The sequence below is a fragment of the Wohlfahrtiimonas chitiniclastica DSM 18708 genome (assembly GCF_000375345.1).
Taxonomy (GTDB): Bacteria; Pseudomonadota; Gammaproteobacteria; order Cardiobacteriales; family Wohlfahrtiimonadaceae; genus Wohlfahrtiimonas; species Wohlfahrtiimonas chitiniclastica.
The window spans coordinates 703,077-724,060 of the sequence record NZ_AQXD01000001.1; the positions used below are offsets into that span (position 1 = coordinate 703,077).

Here is a 20,984-nt window from a genome sequence, read left to right on the forward strand (position 1 = left end):
TCCTCCATTGTATCGTTTATATTGAAGATTGACACCTGCTATGAAATTCATTTCCCATAACTTTTACTGCCGTGACAGCTTTGTCTTCATTGGCAGCATGTTCATCAGTGCATTGATTGTCTATCCTTTTGTGGGCATTCAAGGCGGCATCGCATGGACCTCATTTGCGGTGCTCTGTACTTATTCCCTCTATACAGCGAACGAAGATCGCAGTAACTTTTGGTACGTCCTATTTTGGATGACGCTCATCATCTCAAGCACCTATGTTGGGCGCTTTTTGCATCTCTCTTGGGGCTTTTATCTCTATCTATTGGCGATCGCCTATTGCTATTACTACTTCTTTGGACGAGATCCTGTGTGTGATCGTGCCATGCGTTTCATCATCATTTTATCCACCATTGGTACCACAATGCCGCATGTGACCAAAGGCTTGCCATTAGGTTCACTCATTGGGACATTGACTGCGTTGGTGGTGTGCCATTTATTGATGCGTAAAAAATATGATCTTAAAGCTTTTGAACAAGGGATTTTTACTCATCATCTTTTTAAGCTGCAAACCAACCTTATTCCGCGTGCGGTGATCTATAGCCTTGGCATGTTTGCCTGTTTACTCATTCCCCATTATTTGATGCTCGATAAAATTTATTGGGCAACCTTAATGTTCATCATGGTGTTAACGCCCAAAGCGGACAATGTTGTGCACACAACGTTACTAAGATTTTTGGGCAGTTTAGCGGCGGTGATTTTGCTCTATGCCATTTTCCAAGTGGCGTACCACACAGGCTTACAAAGCCACATGGCGATTTTAGTGCTGATTTTACTCTTTATGTTTGCCTTCATTTTGCCGATGTGCTTTGGCAAAGACACCTTCATTGTCGCCTTTGGCACCACCTGTTATAGCTTAACGCTCGTGGAATTGGCAGGCTTTTGGCACAATCCCACTTATACATTGCTCATTGACCGCATCACCGAAACGATGATCGGTGGCATTGTGGCGATCATCGCAGGGATTTTACTTAAAGTGATGCGTGAACAAGGCGATCCGAATGATCCATAAAATTATTGATCATTCAATTTTTGCGTGATGTTCATGAACTCTTTACGCAATTCAGGATTATCAAATGGCACAATGCTTGGCACTTGCATGGTGGAAAAGGCTTTAAAATCGCGCTGACTTTCCTGCATCAATGACAATACATCAAGCGACACTTTAACAGTGGAATAAGTATTGAGTGCAATCGCTTCGCGTGCCTTAGCGGCTTTTAAAATGGCTTTGGCATTCACCGCTTGCACTTTTAAATATTCCATATAGCGGTCGATGGCCTTGACTGCCAATTGATTGGCTTCGATGTTCTTTTGCAGAATCTTTTTCTGAGCGCTATCCGCACTTTTTTGTAAGCGTTTCGCTTCGGCTAAACTGCGTTCTGCCTCTGTGCGATACGCTTTGAGTTGCACCATGTAATTCTCTTCGAGTTTTCGAATGAAGTCCGTTTGAATCTTCACCACCATGCGATGCAAAATCGTTGCCATGCCGTAATAACGCTTCACGGCATCAAAATCTTGCGCATTGGTTTCCATCAAGGTTTGTAGCTGCGTAGACACCGCAATCGCGCTGTTAAAAAGCACAATGGCACGCACGGTTTCCTCACCTGTTACGGTGGTGTATAAAAATTCTAATTGCTCAGGCGCAAGATTCACGCCAATTTCGCTCAGTGCATCACTCATATTTTCACGAAGCGTCACTAAACTCGCCTCATATTGCGCTAAGTTTTGCTCATGGATTTCGATTAAGCGATCATAATCGCCGCGCGTGGAGGCTGTCCAACCTTTTAAAGTATCGGTGGGCGTATATTTCATCAATGTGCTCGAATCTTCTGCCACCGCAAATAAGCGTTTTTCACGCAAATCACGAATGATGAGGCGCTCTTTGGCGATATGCTTTTCCATTTTAAAGTAATGTTCCCGAAGTTTGACCAAACTTGGCAACTCTAAACGAACAATCAAATCCCCTAAATAATCATCAATGTCTGAATTGGCTGAAGCTTGATCGCGCCCAAACCATTGGCGCTCTGGTAAAGTCAATGTTTCACTGAGCGCGCTCTCCGCTTTACTCAAGATATTCAAACCCTTATGATCTAATTGCGCGAGGCTCAACTGCCCTAAACTCATCCCCAACATCACCACACAACACCAACGACGCACCACACCACCTCCTAACATTTAATCAATTGATCATTATACCGATGATCAATCATCAATTTAGTACAAAATTCGCGTAAAATGGTGCCATGAAACATCTAGGAGATGAATTTCTATGAATATACCCTTTGAACATGTGCGTAAAATCTTTTACCACAGCAATCTTTTGTTCAGCATTCGCATCATCATTGCGGTGCTTGGCAGTACGATTGTCCCCACACTCTTTGGCGACATCCGCGCGGTGATCCCTTTAACGCTTGGGGTCATTGCATCCGCAATCACGGACATTGACACAAGCCCAAAACAGCGCATCACCAACCTTGCCATTGTCTTAACCTGTTTTACCATTGCCACATTTTCCGTGGAATTGCTTTTCCCGCACCCCTATTTATTCATCATTGGGCTTGTGTTGGCAGGCTTTTGCTTCACCATCATTGGCGCTTGGGGACAACGCTTTGCCGTAATCTCCTTTGGCACGCTGCTCATTTCAACATACACCATGCTCGGCATCGGGCTCTATCACACGCCGCTTGTGCTCTCATTATTGATGCTCGCAGGGGCTTTATGGTACGGGCTCATTGCATGGATCGAGTCAATTGTGCAGCCAATTCGCACCACCCATGAATATCTGCACAACTCTTTTTTGAGTTTGCGTGACTTTTTAAATGCCAAGTCACAACTCTTTGACCCGGATGAAACCGATGGCTTTGTCCTTCAAACCAAAACACTCACAGCGCGCAATCAAGCTTTGATTCAATCCATGAATCGCAGTAAATTCTCGCTCTTTAACCGTTTACGCGGTGATCAAGGGCATCGGCGTGTGCGCATCATGCTCAATTACTACTTTGTGGCGCAAGATATTCACGAGCGCGCCGCCTCATCCCACATGAATTATCAGATTTTAAGCAATCACTTAAAAAACAGTGATGTACTGTTTCGCATTGCGCGGATCATGTCGCTACAAGCCGCAGCGTGTGAACAAGTGGCCATTAGCATTAAATACCGTAAACCTTATGAGCATAACCCACTGTTTGAGCGCTATTTTGCAACGCTTGCTGAATCCATTAAACAGTGCCAAGCGCCGCAATCGATCATCGTGGCATTGACGAACATCCACAAAAATCTCCATGAGATTGATCAGCAATTTAAACAGATCAATCAAGTCAATTATATTTCCCATGACAACGTGCACAATCATTTAGTGGAAAATGAAGTGACCACGTTCAAAGAAGCTTGGCTGCGCATTCGGGAAAATCTCACAGTTAAATCTGCCCTCTTTCGTCACTCTGTGCGCATCAGTCTTGTGTTTGCCATTGGCTATATCATCGTACAAGCCACCCATTTGCCTCATGGTTATTGGATTTTAATGACAAGCCTATTCATCTGTCAGCCAAACTACGCCACCACGCAAAAGCGCGTCTTTTTACGAGTTGCCGGAACTGTCACAGGGATTTTATTGGGCGTCTTTTTTGTGGCGCTCTTTGACACTTTAACCACGCGCTTGTTTGCCATCATCGTTTGCGCATGGCTATTTTTCCTCTTTCGCAATTCGCGCTATGCCTTTGCCACTGTGTTCATCACGCTGTTGGTCTTCTTTAGCTTCAGTTTAACTGGGGAAAGTTCATTGGATGTGGCCTATTCACGCATCCTTGCCACATTGATTGGGTGCAGCATCTCTTGGTTAGCGGTGAGTTTCTTATGGCCAGATTGGCGCTATCGAACATTGCCAAACCTTGTGCAAGCAGCGCTCAATGATAATGCGGCGTATTTGAATCAAACCCACCGTCAATATTCTGTCGGGCGCTTAGATGATGTGGCTTACCGCTCTGCCCGCCGCGATGCTCATGATGATTCCGCTGATCTTTCTGCCCTCATCAGCATCATGTCTAATGAACCTAAAGTCAATCATCAACTCATTGATCAAGCCTTTCAGTTTTTAACGCTGAATCATACGTTGATCAGTTACATTTCAACCCTCGGGGTGCACCGTGCATCAAGCTTATCAGATGCTGTGCAAAAGCAGTTTGATCAAACCTGTGATTTGATGGTCAAGGCATTGCACCGCCATCAACTCAACGAAGCGGATTATCAACATCATTGCCAAGTGCTCAGAGACTTATTGCAAGCCTCAGAAACGCTCAGCGCCATTGATTATCAGATCCTTCAGCAATTGCAATTGATGTTACAGATCTTGCCGGAGATGATTAAAACGGCTGATCATGTGATTCACGCAGCATAATTTAGTGTATGGCAACATCGTCCTTCGGTGTTGCCGCACTGATCATAAATTGCGCTCTATAATGCATGAATAACCACATCGCCAAACCAAAGGCCACAAGGCTAATGCCAGCCCCCACAAAGCCCAATGAATCGAGCCCCAATTTTGCAATCACAATATTGCCCACGAGCGCACCGCCGCCAATGCCAATGTTAAAAATGCCTGAGTAAATGGACATTGCCACATCCGTTGCATCCGCAGCTAAATCCAAGACTTTCACTTGCAGCGCAAGCCCCACACAGATGCTGGCAATCCCCCAAATGAAGGACAACACAAACAGCAACACGCTCGAAGATGCCACAGGCAATAAAATCAAAATACACACCGTCAGCACGATGATGGAGACAGGCAAGAATGCCAACGGATGGCGACCATTATAGCGCCCGAAAATATAGCTCCCGGCAATGCCTGCCACCCCAAAGATCAATAGTAAAAAAGTGGTATAACTTGGCTCGATCTTCGCCACTTGCTCAGCAAAAGGCTCAATGTAGCTGTATACGGTAAAATGCGCCGTGACAAAAATCGCCGTCAGCGCAAAAATGCCCACCAATGCAGGTCGTTTAAATAAAATGGGTAAGCTTTTTAAAGAGCCAGCATTTTCACTCGGCAATTTAGGCAACACGCGCAGTAAAACCACCAATGTGATCAAAGCAAGCCCGCCAATGCCTAAAAAAGTGAATCGCCAACCCACCATTTGCCCCACAATGCGGCCAATCGGAATGCCAAGCACTGTGGCTAACGCTGTGCCTGTGGCCAAAATGCCAAGCGCCTGGGATTTTCGTCCAATGGGTGCAACCCGCACCGCAAGCGCCGCGGTAATCGACCAAAACAATGCATGCGAAATGGCCACACCAATGCGCCCAATGACAAGCACCGTAAAAGATTCTGCCATAAAGCAGATCACATGGCTGATCACAAACACGATAAAGATGTACAACAGTAAGCGTTTACGCTCCATTGCTCCCACCATCAACAATAAAGGCAATGATGTGAGTGCCACCACCCACGCATAAATGGTGATGATGATGCCCACGTGCCCAATGGACATGTTAAAGTCTTGGCCAATGTCAGTGAGCAATGCAATCGGAATGAATTCTGTCGTATTAAACACAAAGGCTGCAAACGCTAAACTGATGACGCCAAGCCATGCGCGATTGGTGTGGTGATTATTTGTGATGGGCGTTGCTAACATCTTCGCTCCTTGTTGGTATGATCAATGCTATTCACCCTAACAAAAAACCCCCTGTTTGCCTATGGCGCGCAGGGGATTTTGGGCAATCATTGAAAAAACAAATTATTGTTCGCCGCTGAGCGTCACCAAAATTTTGGCTTGAGTTTTATCAGACACCAAGGTTTCAAAACCCTCGTTGACGATCTCATCAAAGGCGATTTTCTTTGTCACAATCGGCGTCACATCTAATTGCCCAGATGCCATCAAATCAATGGTTTCTTGGAAGCTTGAGGGTGAATAAGCAATCGATGAAGTCACTTTCACACCTGTATTGATGAGCTGCATCGGATGCCAGGTGATGGGCGCTGCAAAAATAGAGATGATCACCATCGTACCGCGTGGGCGCGTGACATTGATGGATTGCTCCACCGTTTGCTGAACGCCCGCCACTTCAAACGCCACATCAACACCGCGGGGCACAATGTTGCGCACAGCCGTAACAGCATCTTCTTTCCCTGAATTGATGATGTGGGTTGCACCCATCGCTTTGGCCATCTCTAAACGTGAATCGGAGAGATCAAGGGCAATGACTTTAGTCGCGCCACCTGCTTTAGCCGCCGCAATCGTCACTAAACCAATCGGACCTGCGCCAAACACCGCAACCGTATCACCAAAACGTAAACCGCCCTCTTTCACCGCTTGCACAGCCACGGCTGTGGGTTCAATTAACGCTGCGGTTTCTAGTGAAAGATGATCCGGCAGATGATACACCGCAGATTCTGGCACATTCACAAAATCGGCAAAGCCACCATCACAATGTAAACCAATGAAACTAAAGCCATCGTAAATGTCATCATACTCACTGCGTTTGCCATGAGTAATCGTTGGATTGACAGAAACGCGGTCGCCCACTTTATATGCAGTCACGTTTTGACCCACCGCTTCCACAACGCCAGAGAACTCATGCCCCATCGTCAACGGCGCTAAACCACCGGTTAAACCGTCACGCGCTTGAGTCGGAATGAAGACAGGACCTTCTTCAAACTCATGCAAATCACTGCCACAAATGCCTGCCCATGCCACGCGAATGGTCACTTCATTGTCTTTTAAGGGCGATAATGCTTTATCTTCGATGCGGATATCTTCACGACCATGCCAAACGGCTGCTTTCATAGCGTTCTCCTATTTATCTTTATTATTCAGTAAGCTATAGCTTATCAGATCCACAAAATAAAAGCCGAAAGGATCGCTTTCGGCTGATATTTGTCAATGTGTCAAAGGATATCGTGACTAAATATCCCCCACCATTTTCTCAGGAATCACCCACGCATCAAATTCCGCTTCTGTGAGATAGCCTAATTCTAATGCTGAGGCTTTAAGGGTTAAGTTTTTCTGATACGCATTTTTCGCAATTTTTGCCGCTTTATCATAGCCAATGTGAGGATTGAGCGCTGTAACCAACATCAATGAGTTATGCAACAAATGGTCAATGCGCTCTAAATTCGGCTCAATGCCAAAGGCACAATGAATGTTAAAGCTGTTCATGCCATCAGACAATAGACGCACTGATTGCAAGAAGTTATTGATGATCATTGGGCGAAACACATTGAGCTCAAAATTCCCATTCATTCCGCCAATGTTAATCGCCACATCATTGCCCATCACTTGCGCGCACAACATGGTCATCGCTTCGCTTTGAGTGGGGTTCACTTTCCCAGGCATGATGGAGCTGCCCGGTTCATTTTCCGGAATGCGAATCTCGCCAATGCCGCAACGAGGACCCGAAGATAACCAGCGCACATCATTGGCAATCTTCATCAATGCAGCGGCTAAGCCTTTTAACGTGCCGTGGGCATACACCAATGCATCTGTGGTGGCCAGTGCCTCAAATTTATTTGGCGCAGTCACAAAATCAAGCTCTGTGAACTCAGAAATTACGCGCGCCACATTCTCAGAATAATGGGGCGGCGTATTTAAACCTGTGCCCACCGCTGTACCGCCTAACGCCAATTCAGATAAATGCGGCAAAGCGGATTTAATGTGTTTTTCTGCGTTGTGCAACATCTCAACCCAGCCGGAAATCTCTTGCCCGAGTGTCAATGGCGTGGCATCTTGTAAATGCGTGCGGCCAATTTTGACGATCATTTTAAAATCATTGGCTTTTTTTGCGAGCACATTTCTAAGCGCTGCAAGTTCTGGCAATAAATGTTGATGAATGGCCACCACTGCGGCAATGTGCATTGCTGTTGGGAAGGTATCATTCGAGCTTTGGGATTTATTCACATCATCATTTGGATGCACAAGGCGCGCTTCCCCGCGTTCACCGCCCATCAATTCGCTGGCGCGATTGGCAATCACTTCATTGAGATTCATGTTCGTTTGTGTGCCAGAGCCCGTTTGCCAAATCGCCAATGGAAATTCGTCAGGATGCTCGCCTTTAATGATCTCATCGCACGCTTCAACAATGAACTGCGTTTTTCGATCATCCAATAAACCTGCTTTATGATTCACCAACGCTGCTGAGCGTTTAACAATCGCCATTGCGGTGATTAAATCTTTGGGCATTTTTTCGGTGGAGATTTTAAAGTTCTCTAAAGAACGCTGTGTTTGAGCGCCCCAAAGCTGATCTCTGGGCACTTTAACATCACCCATTGTATCTTTTTCTATGCGAAACGGTTGATCCATGGTTTCCTCCAAATTGATGTGAATGGATTAGGAACTTTAATGTAGCGCGATTTTATAAATAAGCAACCCCACGAAAATCGGCAATGATGACTTACATCTCAACATCGAATTAAATTTTTAGATACAATATCGCCTTATTCTATCTGTGCAAGACTTATGTAAATTGAATTAGGATGCCGAAATGACTGATTTTAACGACCTTTGGAGACCTTACGCGCTCTCTTTTGATGCCCTCAAAACGACAGAAGGGTTAGTGTCGCTCGATGAGCTATTTTTAAAAAGCTTATCGCCAGAATTAAATAGTACAATCAAAGCTTGGCGCAACAATGCGCTCACGCTCACTGCAATTGAAACCTCTGAGTTACAATTAGAGATTGCCCGTCACCTCAACCGTTTCATCAGCGAAACATTAAAAATTGAGGATCACACCAATTTTTACTTTGAACAAGCGGCAGATGAAGCCATTGTGCTTGAGTTTAAAAATCGCTACGTGCAGCGCGGCGCAAAACGCTATAAGCAAGAGATCACCGAGAGTTTTAATGCTTTGACTGAACAAGTGATGGCAAAAAGTGGTGCGACTGCTGAGAACTTTGAATTTGCCCTGGCAAAATATGCCATGGCACTCGAGGCGGAATCTTCGGAAGAAAAAACTGTCATCGAGTGGGCAACGCTTGCATTAAATACCGATGAAGGCAAAGCATTGACGCAATATTGGGTCTCTTTTAAATTCCCAGAGCGTGTGGATCCACAAGCTTTAGTCAACAGCACAGAGATCACTTTTAAAGGCATTCCTGTGAAAAAAGGCGATGGCAAAGATCGCCGCCGTGATGGTTTTCATCTCACCGATAGCCGCATGTGTGATCATGACATCGCAGGTGAAACCGATTACTGTAAATATTGCCATGATCATGATGGGGATTTTTGCAGCAAAGGCTTCCCTGTTAAAAAGGCGCAACCTGAGCTTGGCTTAAAGAAAGATGCCTTTGGCAATACGCAAACGGGTTGTCCTTTAGATGAAAAAATCTCCGAAATGATCACGCTGCGTAAGTCTGGCCACGTTGTGGGCGCGCTTGCCATGATCATGATCGAAAATCCAATGGTGCCTGCCACCGGTCATCGCATCTGTAATGACTGTATGAAGGCGTGTATCTATCAAAAAACTGAACCGGTTAACATTCCACAAATTGAAACCAATGTATTAACCAGCGTTTTAAATTTGCCATGGGGCGTTGAGATTTATGACATCTTCACCCGCTGGAATCCTTTAAAACAGACGGATTATCTCCCCACAGAGAGCTCAAACCGCAAAGTATTGGTCTCTGGTCTTGGCCCTGCGGGCTTTACCATGACCCATTATCTCTCCCAAGCCGGTTGCCATGTCGTCGCTGTGGATGGTTTAAAGATTGAACCATTACCTGAAGCCCTCCTCAATGGTCCTGTGGAACATTGGTCATCCTTAGAAGAAGATTTAGCCAACCGCATTTTATATGGTTTTGGTGGCGTCGCAGAATACGGCATCACGGTGCGTTGGGATAAAAACTTCCTTCGCCTCATCTATTTAGTGCTCGCGCGCCGCAACAATGTCCAAATCTTTGGTGGCGTGCGTTTAGGCGGCACATTGATGCTTGAAGATGCCTTTAAAATGGGCTTTGATCATGTTTCCATGGCGGTGGGCGCAGGTTTACCACGCGTCTTAAACATCGAAAACTCATTAGCTCGCGGCATGCGCCAAGCCTCTGACTTCTTAATGGCGATGCAATTGACGGGCGCTGCCAAACAAACGTCCCTCTCCACGTTACAAGTGCGCATGCCAGCTGTGGTCATTGGCGGCGGTTTAACCGCAGTCGATGCTGCCACAGAAATGCAGGCTTATTACATCAAGCAAGTGGAAAAAGTCTTACACCGCGTGGAAACATTGGGTGAAGAGGCTGTGCGCGCTAAACTCTTCACACCTGAAGATCATGACATTTTAGATGAATTCTTAACCCATGGCCGCGAAGTGAAAGCTGAACGTGAACGCGCAACTGCGGCAGGTGAAGCACCAAACTTTACGCCACTTTTACACAAATGGGGCGGCGTGTTATTGGCCTATCGCCGCACCATGCAAGAATCGCCGGCTTACACTTTAAATCATGAAGAGATCACCAAAGCGTTTGAAGAAGGCATCTTCTATGGTGAATCTTTGAACCCAACGGGCGTGAATTTAGATAAATATGGTCACATTGAAAGCATCTCCTTTACCAAAAATGGCGAGGATGTCACCATTCCAGCCCGCACAGTATTAGTGGCTGCAGGGACATCACCGAACACCATTTACGCCACAGAACATGGTACCTTAGAAGTGGAAGATCAACATCACTTCCAAGGCTATGACATTTTGGGCAATAAAGTGGAATATGATCGCAGCAAAACAGTGAAAGATGATTTTGCACCGTTCACCTCTTTTAATCATAAAGATCATCGCGTGTCATACATTGGGGATACGCACCCAACATTTAATGGTAACGTGGTCAAAGCCATCACCAGTGCAAAACGCACCGCGGATCAAGTGATTGAAGCGATGAAAGCATTGCCTGCGAATCACATCGATAATGCAGAGCTCAGCCGCGTGATGACTGAAGGCTTAACCGTCACCATTGAATCTGTGAAATTAGACAATCCTGCCGTCGCTGAAGTTTGGGTCAAAGCGCCATTTGTGGCACGCAACTTTAAACCGGGGCAATTCTTCCGCTTACAAACCTATGAAGTCGATGGGCAAATTGTGGATGACACCCGTTTACAAATCCCGCTCTTTACGGCATCGGGCACCGGCTCAAAAGATGATGCCATTCGCTTGATGGTGTTCCAATGGGGCGTTGCACCGCGCTTAGTGTCACGCTTGAAAAAAGGCGATCGTTTAGTGTTAGCAGGACCGACAGGTGCGCCAACGGACATCCCCACCAACAAAAACATCCTCATCATGGCAGGACGCTGGGGCACCGCCATTATGCTCGACTTAGCACCCGTATTGCGTGAAGCTGGCAATAAAATCACCTACATCGCAACCCTTGGCCAAGCCTCTGAAATGGATAAAATGGATGAATTAGAAGCGAGCACAGATCAAATCGTTTGGTGCGTGCAAAAAGGTGAGAAAGTCACCGCGCGCCGTGTGCAGGACTCTTCTGTCATCGCCACAGACATGATCGAGCTTTTGCATGAGTTAGATAAAGATGGCGTGGTGGATTTATCCAGCATTGATCGCATGCTTGCGTTAGGCTCCACAAGCTTACTCAAAGGGTTACAAAAAGAGTTGTCTGAAGGTGGACGCTTAACGCCAATCTTCAAAGCAGATGTGGAAGTGATGGGCACCGTTGGCAGCCCAATGCAGTGCATGATGAAGGGTGTGTGTGGTCAATGTTTACAATGGCAAATCGACCCCATCACGAAAAAACGCACCAAAGCTGTGTTCACTTGCGCTGGACAAGATCAAAACGTTAAAGAGATTGATCTTGACAACTTAACCGCGCGCACCAGCCAAAACCGTTTATTAGATGTATTGAACGTGGCATGGTTTGACAATATTTTAAAGAAAATTGATTAATTTCATCATGGATTGAAAACAAAAAAGGGAGCCAACGCTCCCTTTTTCTTGGTTTTAAATCACCTAGAGCAAAAAGAAGTATGCCCACAAGCTGATCAACACCACACAGAAAATGTTGAGGATAAAACCAACGCTCACCATCTCTTTTTGTTTGATCAAACCTGTGCCAAACACAATGGCATTCGGCGGCGTTGCAACTGGCAACATAAAGGCACACGATGCACCAATACCGATCACCAAGACCAAGACTTCTTTGGGTAAACCCATTTGCGCGGCGATGCTTGCAAATACAGGCACCAAAAGCGCTGCAGAAGCGGTATTACTTGTAAACTCTGTCAATGCAATGATGAACACCGTCACCACCACGATCACAATGAATGGATGGGCATGGACAAAAGTGGTTGCCACTTGTTGGCCGAGCACTAAAGAAGCACCCGAATCTTTAAGCATCGCACTCAGTGTTAAACCACCACCAAATAGGAATAAAACGCCCCAATCTGTATTTTCAGACACTTGCTTCCAATTTGCAGAACCAAAGAGCACCACAGCCACCGCTGCTGCAATCGCAATCCACGTATCTGGGCTACTGATGCCAAAAGTTGAGCCAATCCAACCGCCAAAAATCCAAGCAATTGCCGTGATGATGAAGATCGCTAAGGTAATGATGCGGGAGATTGTCCACGGAATTTCCACCGTTTCCACCACGATTTTACGGTTCAAACGTGGGCGCAATACGATGTACATTGCCAATAACATCAATGGCAATAAAACAATCGCCATGGGCAAACCATATTTCATCCACTCTGCAAAGTCTAAATCAAGCGCCTTAGAGGCAATGGCATTCGGCGGTGAACCCACCATCGTGCCTAAACCACCGATGCTCGCAGAATACGCAATCCCAAGCAAAATAAACACAAACGTATTGCGATCTTGTTTTTGATCAAGCTGACTCATGATGCCAAGGGCAAGCGGCAACATCATCGCGGCGGTTGCGGTGTTACTGATCCACATGGATAAAAACGCTGTCACACCAAAAATTGAGAGCGTTGCCACCCCTAAATGTGAGCCGGACATGGAGATCAACCAAAAAGCGATTTTCTTATCAATTTTTTGGACATGCAGTGCCGTTGCTAATGCAAAGCCACCGAAGAATAAAAAGATGATGGGATCTGCAAACGTACTCAACGCTTTTTTAGTATCTAAGCCCGGCAAGCCTGTTGCCACGCCTAAAATGGGAATGAGTAATGCGGTGATCGAGATATGAATGGCTTCTGTAAACCACAAAATGGCCACAAAGAGTAAAATGGCTAAGCCTTTATTGGCATTGGTATCGTAAGGTAAAATCTCATATAAAACGAATGATAATACAGCTGCAATGGCGGTAATGATAACGCCTTTCAAAACTTTTGGTGATGAAACCGATGGCTCAGTCACCTGTGAATCCGACATGCTCTCCTCCAATCTTCCAGTCTAGTCATTGCTCGAAAAAACGAGCATTATAGTAATACAATCGACTACATTACAATATTAAATCGATAAATAAAACCTCTCTGATTTTATGCACAACAAAAAACCCTTTGAGAACAAAGCACTCAAAGGGTTTTTCACACTATTTTCTTACTACATTTTATAAAAATTAACGGCTCAAGCTGTCAATTTCACCCTCACGCAACCACTCTGCGATCTGCTTGGTGTAGTAGCTGACGATCACATCTGCGCCCGCGCGTTTAAAACCGATCATGGTTTCTTTGACGATGGCTTTTTCATCTAATGCGCCTGCCATGGATGCAAATTTAATCGCCGCATATTCACCGCCGACTTGATACACTGCCACAGGTAAATTCGTTTGCTGACGAAGACGCGCCACTAAATCTAAATACGGCGTGCCAGGTTTGACCATTAAAATGTCCGCACCTTCTGCCTCATCAAGTTCCGCTTCAATCATCGCTGTGCGGCCATTGGCGTAATCGGCTTGATATTCATTGCGGTTACCGGATAATTCAGAGTTCACCGCTTCTCTAAACGGACCATAAAATGCTGAGGCAAATTTAATGGCGTGCGCTAAAATGCCCACATGCTCATAACCTGCTGCATCTAAGGCTTCACGCATGGCTGCAATTTGACCATCCATCATCGCTGATGGTGCAAGCATGTCTGCCCCTGCTTTCGCCGCTGCCACCGCTTGGCGTGCAAGATTTTCGATGGTTTCATCATTTTTCACATGGCCATGCTCACACAATACGCCGCAGTGACCATGATCAGTGTATTCACAAAAACAGATGTCCGGAATGATCACCATTTCAGGCGCTGCTTCACGGATTGTGCGGATCATGCGCACCAATAAACCTTCATCTTTCCATGTGTCACTGCCGATGGCATCTTTATGATGAGAGATCCCAAATGGCATGATGTATTTAATGCCAAGGTCGGCCAATTCTTTGACTTCTTTGGCTAAATCCGTCTCAGGATAACGATACACACCCGGTAATGTCTTCAATTGAACAGCTTCCGTTAGCCCCTCTTCAATGAAGATTGGATGAATCAAATCATTGAGTGAAAAAAAGTTCTCCTGCACCATTTGACGAATCGCAGTGCTTCTGCGCAAACGACGTGGACGATACAATGGATGAGCCGTTGTCATGTTTATCTCCTAAATTTTCTGATTTTGCCCACGATGGCGCAGCGCTGCATCAAGGAGCGTCATGGCCATCATGGCTTCTGCGATGGGCGTTGCACGAATGCCAACGCAAGGATCATGGCGACCTTTGGTCACCACAGTGACATCCTCACCGTGTTGGTTAATGCTGCGCCCTTCTAAACGTAAACTCGATGTGGGTTTTAAGGCAATGCGTGCCACAATGGGCTGCCCCGATGAAATCCCACCTAAAATACCACCCGCATGATTGCTTAAAAAGCCACCTGTGCTGGTCATTTCATCTCTAAATTCTGTGCCAAGGGCTTCGATGCAATCAAAGCCATCGCCAATTTCTACGCCTTTCACGGCATTGATGCTCATGAGTGAATGCGCCAACTCCGCATCTAAGCGATCAAACACAGGTTCGCCCAATCCAACGGGCACGCCTTCTGCAATGACAGTCACAGCTGCACCCACAGAATTGCCAGATTTACGAAGGTTATCCATATAGCTTTCTAACGCCGGAATGTCCGCTTCACAAGGCCAAAAGAATGGATTGTTCTCGATCACGGTTGCATCAAAGCTTGAAGGACGATTCGGCCCTAATTGTGACAAATAGCCATAAATTTTCACGCCAAATTGTGCCGCCAAAACTTTTTTAGCAATGGCACCTGCCGCGACACGCACTGCTGTTTCACGCGCGCTTGAGCGACCGCCACCGCGATAATCACGGATGCCATATTTATGATAATACGTATAATCGGCATGACCTGGGCGAAATTGCTCGGCAATGTTGCCATAATCTTTTGAGCGCTGATCTGTGTTGCGAATCAACAATGCAATCGCGGTGCCAGTTGTTTTCCCTTCAAACACCCCAGAGATGATTTCCACCACATCATCTTCCCTGCGTTGCGTGGTGTGGCGTGATGTACCGGGTTTACGGCGATCTAAATCCACCTGTAAATCCGCCTCTGTTAATGGAATGTTTGGCGGACAACCATCAACGATGGCCACCAACCCTGCGCCATGGCTTTCCCCAGCCGTGGTCACTGTGAATAATTTACCAATACTATTGCCTGACATATCAACCTTATCATTTAATTTATTTAGACATTATAGCGCTACTTTTATGCGCTAACCAATGCTTACCTTCCACAATTCGTGTGATCAGCATTGCACACACATTATTGCCCGTTGAATTCAGTAGCGTTGCGGGAATGTCGATGATGATGCTGATCACCAAAATCAATCCCACATATTCAACCGGCACACCAAAAATCGTACAAATGAACACTTCAGCCGTCAGCCCGCCACTTGGGATCGCGCCAATGACAATGCCCACCACCATTGCCACTAAAATCACTGCCACAAACATGCCAAATGATTGAAAGGGAATGCCCACAAGCGTGAGTAAAAAGAGAATTTTAAACACGCCACCCATCACAGAGCCATCCTTATGGGTGTTTGCCCCAAGAGGAATGATGGTGTCCGCAATATCGCTTGGCACCTGCATCTTTTGTACAGCCATTAAATTGACCGGAATGCACGCGGCGCTTGAAGTCGTTGCAACAGCAGTCAAGGCAGGCGTTAACGCATTTTGCCAAAATACTCGAACGCCCAATCGCCCCGCCGCTAACCATGCATACAGCGTATTTAAGCCAAAAAATGCCACCACCGTTAAAATAAGATACAGCACTAAGACATTCGCATATGCGCCCACGATCTGAGGACCAAGATCGCCCACAATATCCGCAAAATAACAGCCTAAGCCAATGGGCGCTGCATACATAATGATTTTGACCAAATTGAGCATCACCGACATGCCCGATTCAAAAAAGCGTGCCAGAGGTTGTCCCTTTTCCCCACTCATCATCACAGCGCTGCCCGATAATAATGAGAAAATGATCAATGCCAATAGATTGTTGCGGCGAAATAACTCCAGAAAATCTCCTGCCGAGAGCGTTTTAATGAGCATCTCAGAGATCGGAATTTCAGTGATGTTAATGGTTTGTCCATGACTTGCCAATAAAGCATTGAGATCATAACCCGCGAGCGGCTGATACCACACAAAACCTAAATAGCTGATGATGGCGATGACAAGCGCCGTCACTAAAAAGACCCATAAGCCTGCCCATAAAATGCGCTTTAGGCGTGCTGTTTGCGCCGTTTTCGTGATGGCGGAGGTGATGCTAAAAAACACAAGCGGCACAATGGTGACAAACATCATGTTTAAAAAAATCTGCCCAATCGGTGCAAATGAGCGCGAAGAAATGTGCCACACGTCACCAAACATCGACCATTGAATCCCCTGCTGCCCAAGCACAGCGCCCACCGCACCACCAATCACAATGCCCAATAAAATGGTGAAAGAGCCGAGATAATTTTTCAACGAAAACATATGCCACCCATTGAAAAAAAGCACACTTTAATCCTCATCAAAGTGTGCTTTTTATGATTACAAAATACTTAGTGACTCAAATGTAAAGAGAACTCTTCATGCAACACACGCACGGCAAGCTCTGCATATTTACTTTCAATGATCACAGACACTTTGATTTCAGAGGTTGAGATCATGTGAATGTTGATCTTCTCTTTTGCCAAGGCATGGAACATGCGGCTGGCCACGCCACTGTTTGTGCGCATGCCAACACCGACAACAGACAATTTTGCAATGTCTGTGCGGCCTAACACCTCTTTTGCACCCATTGCATTGGCAACATTTTGCGTGATGAGCAATGCACGATCATAATCAGGCGCATTGACAGTAAACGTGAAATCTGTGGTTTCATCTTGGCTGATGTTTTGAACAATCATGTCCACATCGATGTTTTCTTTGCCCACAGCATCTAAGATATTGAAGGCAATGCCCGGACGATCCGGTACCCCAAGCACAGTAATTTGTGTTTCGTCACGGTTTAATGCAATGCCAGTAATGATTTCAGATTCCACGTAATGTTCCTTTTCTTCAAACGTAATTAAAGTGCCTTCCCCTGGTTCATCAATTAAAGATGATAATACACGCAGAGGAACATTGTATTTGCCCGCTAATTCTACTGAGCGAATTTGTAAAACTTTAGAGCCTAAGCTTGCAAGCTCAAGCATCTCTTCAAATGTGATGGTGTCTAATTTGCGTGCTTTTTTTTCGATTCTAGGATCGGTTGTATAAACGCCATCGACATCCGTATAAATTTGGCACTCATCGGCCTTAAATTGTGCAGCTAATGCAACGGCTGTGGTGTCTGAACCGCCACGGCCAAGTGTTGTAATTTCGCCACCTGCGGTCACACCTTGGAAACCGGCCACCACAACCACATAGCCGTCTTCGAGATCTTTACGCACTTTGTCTTCTTGTACACGCTCAATCTTCGCTTTCGTGTGCACATCATTGGTGATGATGCCCACTTGCGCGCCTGTATAAGATTTTGCTTTGATGCCCATTGAATTTAACATCATGCTCAATAAAGCAACGGTCACTTGCTCACCGGTGGAGAGCAACACATCCATCTCGCGTTGATTAGGAAACTGATCAATGTCCTTAGCTAAATTGAGTAAGCGATCTGTCTCACCGGACATGGCCGATAAAACAATTATGAGATCATCCCCCTGCATTTTAAATTTTTTGATTTTATTAGCAACATTTCGAATTCTATCAAGGTTTGCGACGGATGACCCACCAAATTTTTGCACTAATAAACTCATAAGATCTCTACTCTAATTAATTTTGAAAAATGACTGATGCACTGCGTTTGACACAAAATGCAGAGCTTTAGCAACATAGCAATTACATTAGACAAATTCAAATACTTTTTAATCTCGCACATCTGCAGTTGCCACAGCGCCCATTTTTTCTGAGCGCAGATGGGTGATCAAAGCTTTTGCAGTCTCTGTGGGCGTGCTTAATTTAGCGTCTGTTTTATAATCGATAAAGCGCTTGAGGTTTGGAAACAGTTCAGGCGTACTGCTGCGGATCACCGCTTGCATGTCTGTATCAATCACGCCTGGGGCAATCGACACAACTTTGACAGGATTGTCTTTAGTTTGCTGCTCTGTAAACAGCACGCGCGTAAAATGATCCACCGCAGCTTTTGTGGCGCAATAAGCCGCCCAACCTTCATACGCCTTATGGGCAGCGCCAGAGGAGACGTTCATCACACATTTTTCACCACTGAATGATTCCGTCAATGCCACAAAAGCATTCGTCAAAGCCATCACTGCTCCAACATTGAGCAACAAGGCATGACTGATTTGTGTGGCATCCATTTTACCCACCACACCAATGGGCTCGACTGTGCCGGCATTATTGATGAGGGTGACGCGCGCTGCATCCGCAAGCTTTGAGGATAACCATTGCGTCATCGCTTCAACGCCCGCTGCTAAATCTGTTAAATCCACCGTGATTAAATTGGGTAACGCCCTTGGATTGGTGCGTGCTAAACGCAATACTGTGTGCCCTTCTCGCTCTAATTGTGTGGCCAATGCATCGCCAATGCCTTTAGATGCGCCGGTGACAATGTATAATTCACTCATGATAATCTCCGTCAAAAGATTGACTATAGCCAATCTATAAGGCGCTGACAAATGATTGACCATCATTCCATCTTGCAGTTCCCTATGAATATCCCCATCATGATCACTCCTTTCCCATCCATTATTGAATGAAATTGAAATCATGACTGATCGCAAACCCAACTATTTTTACATCGCCGCTGCCATGGTGATTGATCATAAGAATCGCTTGCTCCTCGTGCGTAAACGCAATACTGAAAAATTCATGCTCCCCGGCGGAAAAATTGATGGCACAGAATCGCCCCTTGAAGCATTGATGCGCGAATTGCAAGAGGAGATTGATTTAACCATTGCGCCCGATGATGCCCACTTTCTACAAACTTATGATGCCAAAGCTGCCAATGAACCGGATCATCGCATTGAGTCCAATCTTTTTCGCGTGGTATTGCCTGAAGGCATCACCATCACGCCACAAGCGGAAATTGAAGAGATGGTTTGGCTCAATGCCACTGATTATCCTACCCTTAATTTTGCCCCGCTCGTGGTGGAACGCATTTTACCGCTCTGGCAAGAACATATTCGTGGGAAACAGGTGTAATCAGTGGCGATTTCTCATATAATGGTGAAATTTACAGGAGGTCGTTATGTCAGATACAGGAATTAATTTTACAGATGCCGCAGCCCTCAAAGTGAAATCTTTGATCGATGATGAAGCAAACCCGAACTTAATGTTGCGTGTTTACATTCAAGGTGGCGGTTGCTCTGGTTTTCAGTACGGTTTTACCTTTGCTGAAGAAGTGGAAGCAGGTGACATGGAAGTGGTCAATCAAGGTGTGACTTTATTGATCGATCCATTGAGCTATCAATATTTAGTGGGCGCGGACATTGATTATGTGCAAAACCTACAAGGCGAGCAATTTGTGATTCGTAATCCAAATGCCACCACAACATGCGGCTGCGGAAACTCATTCAGTGCATAATTCACAACAATAATAAAGGAGCATTCATGACCGGTTTATCCACCGTAATTTTACTGATCATCATCGCAGCGGTTGTGGTGTTGTATCTTGGCGTGAAAATCATTCCCCAAGGTCAGCAAGCCACCGTTGAGCGTTTTGGGCGTTATTCTCACACGCTTCACCCGGGCATCAACTTAATTGTGCCTGTGTTTGATCGCATCGGTAAACGCATCAATATGATGGAACAAGTCATGGATGTCCCTTCTCAAGAGGTCATCACGCGCGACAATGCTATGGTGCGCGTTGATGGCGTCGTCTTCTTTCAGATCAATGATGCTGCGCAAGCTGCTTATCAGGTCAATAACTTAACCTTATCCATCATTAACCTCATCATGACGAACATTCGTACAGTGATGGGCTCGATGGATTTAGATGAATTGCTCTCTAAACGCGATGAAATCAACGCGCGTTTACTGGATGTCGTGGATCATGCCACAGCGCCTTGGGGCGTTAAGGTGACACGCATCGAAATCAAAGACATTGCCCCGCCGCGCGATTTAGTGGATGCCATGGCAAGACAAATGAAGGCAGAACGTGAAAAGCGTGCCGCCATTTTAGAAGCCGAAGGCCTACGCCAAGCGGAAATCCTCAAAGCAGAAGGTGAAAAACAAAGCGTCATTTTAGATGCAGAAGCCAAAAAAATGGCTGCCTTCATGGAAGCGGAAGCCCGTGAACGCTTAGCACAAGCCGAAGCGCGTGCCACAGCCATTGTCTCTAAAGCCATTCAAGAAGGTGACACACAAGCCATCAATTATTTCGTGGCACAAAAATATGTGGAAGCCTTTGGGAAAATTGCCGACAGCGACAATAGTAAGATCATCATGATGCCGATGGAATCCAGCAGCATTGTGGGTTCTTTAGGCGGCATTGCAGAATTGGTGAAATCTGCCACACAAACCAAACCTTAGGAG

At 45.8% G+C, this 20,984-nt stretch carries 16 protein-coding genes; 6 read left to right on the forward strand and 10 right to left on the reverse strand.

Annotation, left to right across the window (positions count from 1 at the left end; translation table 11 throughout):
• Nucleotides 1-40: 40 nt before the first annotated feature.
• A complete protein-coding gene (locus B143_RS0103305) occupies nt 41-1,057 on the forward strand; it encodes an FUSC family protein (RefSeq protein ID WP_018122194.1) in 1,017 nt (338 codons plus the stop codon).
• Between the two features lie 2 nt (nt 1,058-1,059).
• Here the strand turns inward: B143_RS0103305 and B143_RS0103310 are convergent, their stop codons facing one another.
• Nucleotides 1,060-2,202: a hypothetical protein gene (locus B143_RS0103310; RefSeq protein WP_248647495.1), complete on the reverse strand. Its 1,143-nt coding sequence runs from the start codon at nt 2,200-2,202 to the stop codon at nt 1,060-1,062.
• Between the two features lie 112 nt (nt 2,203-2,314).
• Here B143_RS0103310 and yccS point away from each other — a divergent pair, with 112 nt between their 5' ends.
• Complete coding sequence (gene yccS / locus B143_RS0103320) at nt 2,315-4,438, forward strand: YccS family putative transporter (protein WP_018122196.1); 2,124 nt, start codon at nt 2,315-2,317, stop codon at nt 4,436-4,438.
• Between the two features lies 1 nt (nt 4,439).
• Here the strand turns inward: yccS and B143_RS0103325 are convergent, their stop codons facing one another.
• The 3 genes from B143_RS0103325 to fumC all read right to left on the reverse strand — a co-directional run bounded on the left by B143_RS0103325 (nt 4,440) and on the right by fumC (nt 8,333).
• Nucleotides 4,440-5,669, reverse strand: coding sequence for a sugar transporter (locus B143_RS0103325; protein ID WP_018122197.1), 1,230 nt, complete (start codon nt 5,667-5,669; stop codon nt 4,440-4,442).
• A 102-nt stretch (nt 5,670-5,771) separates the two neighbouring features.
• Complete coding sequence (locus tag B143_RS0103330; RefSeq protein WP_018122198.1) at nt 5,772-6,821, reverse strand: 2,3-butanediol dehydrogenase; 1,050 nt, start codon at nt 6,819-6,821, stop codon at nt 5,772-5,774.
• A 117-nt stretch (nt 6,822-6,938) separates the two neighbouring features.
• Complete coding sequence (fumC, locus tag B143_RS0103335; RefSeq protein ID WP_018122199.1) at nt 6,939-8,333, reverse strand: class II fumarate hydratase; 1,395 nt, start codon at nt 8,331-8,333, stop codon at nt 6,939-6,941.
• 181 nt (nt 8,334-8,514) lie between these two features.
• Here fumC and B143_RS0103340 point away from each other — a divergent pair, with 181 nt between their 5' ends.
• On the forward strand, nt 8,515-11,913 hold the full coding sequence (locus tag B143_RS0103340) for an FAD-dependent oxidoreductase (protein ID WP_018122200.1): 3,399 nt from the start codon (nt 8,515-8,517) through the stop codon (nt 11,911-11,913).
• A gap of 63 nt (nt 11,914-11,976) precedes the next feature.
• Here B143_RS0103340 and B143_RS0103345 read toward each other — a convergent pair whose 3' ends face one another.
• The 6 genes from B143_RS0103345 to B143_RS0103370 all read right to left on the reverse strand — a co-directional run bounded on the left by B143_RS0103345 (nt 11,977) and on the right by B143_RS0103370 (nt 19,075).
• Nucleotides 11,977-13,362 carry an SLC13 family permease gene (locus B143_RS0103345; RefSeq protein WP_018122201.1) on the reverse strand — a complete coding sequence of 462 codons (1,386 nt, stop codon included), beginning with the start codon at nt 13,360-13,362 and terminating at the stop codon, nt 11,977-11,979.
• 187 nt (nt 13,363-13,549) lie between these two features.
• Complete coding sequence (hemB, locus tag B143_RS0103350) at nt 13,550-14,554, reverse strand: porphobilinogen synthase (RefSeq protein ID WP_008314525.1); 1,005 nt, start codon at nt 14,552-14,554, stop codon at nt 13,550-13,552.
• 9 nt (nt 14,555-14,563) lie between these two features.
• Nucleotides 14,564-15,631, reverse strand: coding sequence for a chorismate synthase (aroC, locus tag B143_RS0103355; RefSeq protein WP_018122202.1), 1,068 nt, complete (start codon nt 15,629-15,631; stop codon nt 14,564-14,566).
• 19 nt (nt 15,632-15,650) lie between these two features.
• On the reverse strand, nt 15,651-16,946 hold the full coding sequence (locus B143_RS0103360; RefSeq protein ID WP_018122203.1) for a dicarboxylate/amino acid:cation symporter: 1,296 nt from the start codon (nt 16,944-16,946) through the stop codon (nt 15,651-15,653).
• 68 nt (nt 16,947-17,014) lie between these two features.
• Nucleotides 17,015-18,247 carry an aspartate kinase gene (locus B143_RS0103365; protein ID WP_018122204.1) on the reverse strand — a complete coding sequence of 411 codons (1,233 nt, stop codon included), beginning with the start codon at nt 18,245-18,247 and terminating at the stop codon, nt 17,015-17,017.
• 108 nt (nt 18,248-18,355) lie between these two features.
• Complete coding sequence (locus B143_RS0103370; protein ID WP_018122205.1) at nt 18,356-19,075, reverse strand: SDR family NAD(P)-dependent oxidoreductase; 720 nt, start codon at nt 19,073-19,075, stop codon at nt 18,356-18,358.
• A 142-nt stretch (nt 19,076-19,217) separates the two neighbouring features.
• Here B143_RS0103370 and B143_RS0103375 point away from each other — a divergent pair, with 142 nt between their 5' ends.
• Genes B143_RS0103375 through B143_RS0103385 form a run of 3 tightly spaced genes read left to right on the forward strand, consistent with a single transcriptional unit; the run spans nt 19,218 to nt 20,981 of the window.
• Nucleotides 19,218-19,652, forward strand: coding sequence for an NUDIX hydrolase (locus tag B143_RS0103375; protein WP_018122206.1), 435 nt, complete (start codon nt 19,218-19,220; stop codon nt 19,650-19,652).
• A gap of 46 nt (nt 19,653-19,698) precedes the next feature.
• On the forward strand, nt 19,699-20,034 hold the full coding sequence (gene erpA, locus B143_RS0103380) for an iron-sulfur cluster insertion protein ErpA (RefSeq protein ID WP_008314519.1): 336 nt from the start codon (nt 19,699-19,701) through the stop codon (nt 20,032-20,034).
• Nucleotides 20,035-20,060: 26 nt separating this feature from the next.
• Nucleotides 20,061-20,981: an SPFH domain-containing protein gene (locus B143_RS0103385; protein ID WP_008314518.1), complete on the forward strand. Its 921-nt coding sequence runs from the start codon at nt 20,061-20,063 to the stop codon at nt 20,979-20,981.
• Nucleotides 20,982-20,984 lie beyond the last annotated feature (3 nt).

Excerpts from the sequence above, each read along its gene's own strand:
- B143_RS0103305 (WP_018122194.1), top strand. The coding sequence starts at position 41 with ATGAAATTCATTTCCCATAACTTTTACTGCCGTGACAGCTTTGTCTTC.
- yccS (WP_018122196.1), top strand. The coding sequence starts at position 2,315 with ATGAATATACCCTTTGAACATGTGCGTAAAATCTTTTACCACAGCAAT.
- B143_RS0103325 (WP_018122197.1), bottom strand. The coding sequence starts at position 5,669 with ATGTTAGCAACGCCCATCACAAATAATCACCACACCAATCGCGCATGG.
- B143_RS0103330 (WP_018122198.1), bottom strand. The coding sequence starts at position 6,821 with ATGAAAGCAGCCGTTTGGCATGGTCGTGAAGATATCCGCATCGAAGAT.
- fumC (WP_018122199.1), bottom strand. The coding sequence starts at position 8,333 with ATGGATCAACCGTTTCGCATAGAAAAAGATACAATGGGTGATGTTAAA.
- B143_RS0103340 (WP_018122200.1), top strand. The coding sequence starts at position 8,515 with ATGACTGATTTTAACGACCTTTGGAGACCTTACGCGCTCTCTTTTGAT.
- B143_RS0103345 (WP_018122201.1), bottom strand. The coding sequence starts at position 13,362 with ATGTCGGATTCACAGGTGACTGAGCCATCGGTTTCATCACCAAAAGTT.
- hemB (WP_008314525.1), bottom strand. The coding sequence starts at position 14,554 with ATGACAACGGCTCATCCATTGTATCGTCCACGTCGTTTGCGCAGAAGC.
- aroC (WP_018122202.1), bottom strand. The coding sequence starts at position 15,631 with ATGTCAGGCAATAGTATTGGTAAATTATTCACAGTGACCACGGCTGGG.
- B143_RS0103360 (WP_018122203.1), bottom strand. The coding sequence starts at position 16,946 with ATGTTTTCGTTGAAAAATTATCTCGGCTCTTTCACCATTTTATTGGGC.
- B143_RS0103365 (WP_018122204.1), bottom strand. The coding sequence starts at position 18,247 with ATGAGTTTATTAGTGCAAAAATTTGGTGGGTCATCCGTCGCAAACCTT.
- B143_RS0103370 (WP_018122205.1), bottom strand. The coding sequence starts at position 19,075 with ATGAGTGAATTATACATTGTCACCGGCGCATCTAAAGGCATTGGCGAT.
- B143_RS0103375 (WP_018122206.1), top strand. The coding sequence starts at position 19,218 with ATGACTGATCGCAAACCCAACTATTTTTACATCGCCGCTGCCATGGTG.
- erpA (WP_008314519.1), top strand. The coding sequence starts at position 19,699 with ATGTCAGATACAGGAATTAATTTTACAGATGCCGCAGCCCTCAAAGTG.
- B143_RS0103385 (WP_008314518.1), top strand. The coding sequence starts at position 20,061 with ATGACCGGTTTATCCACCGTAATTTTACTGATCATCATCGCAGCGGTT.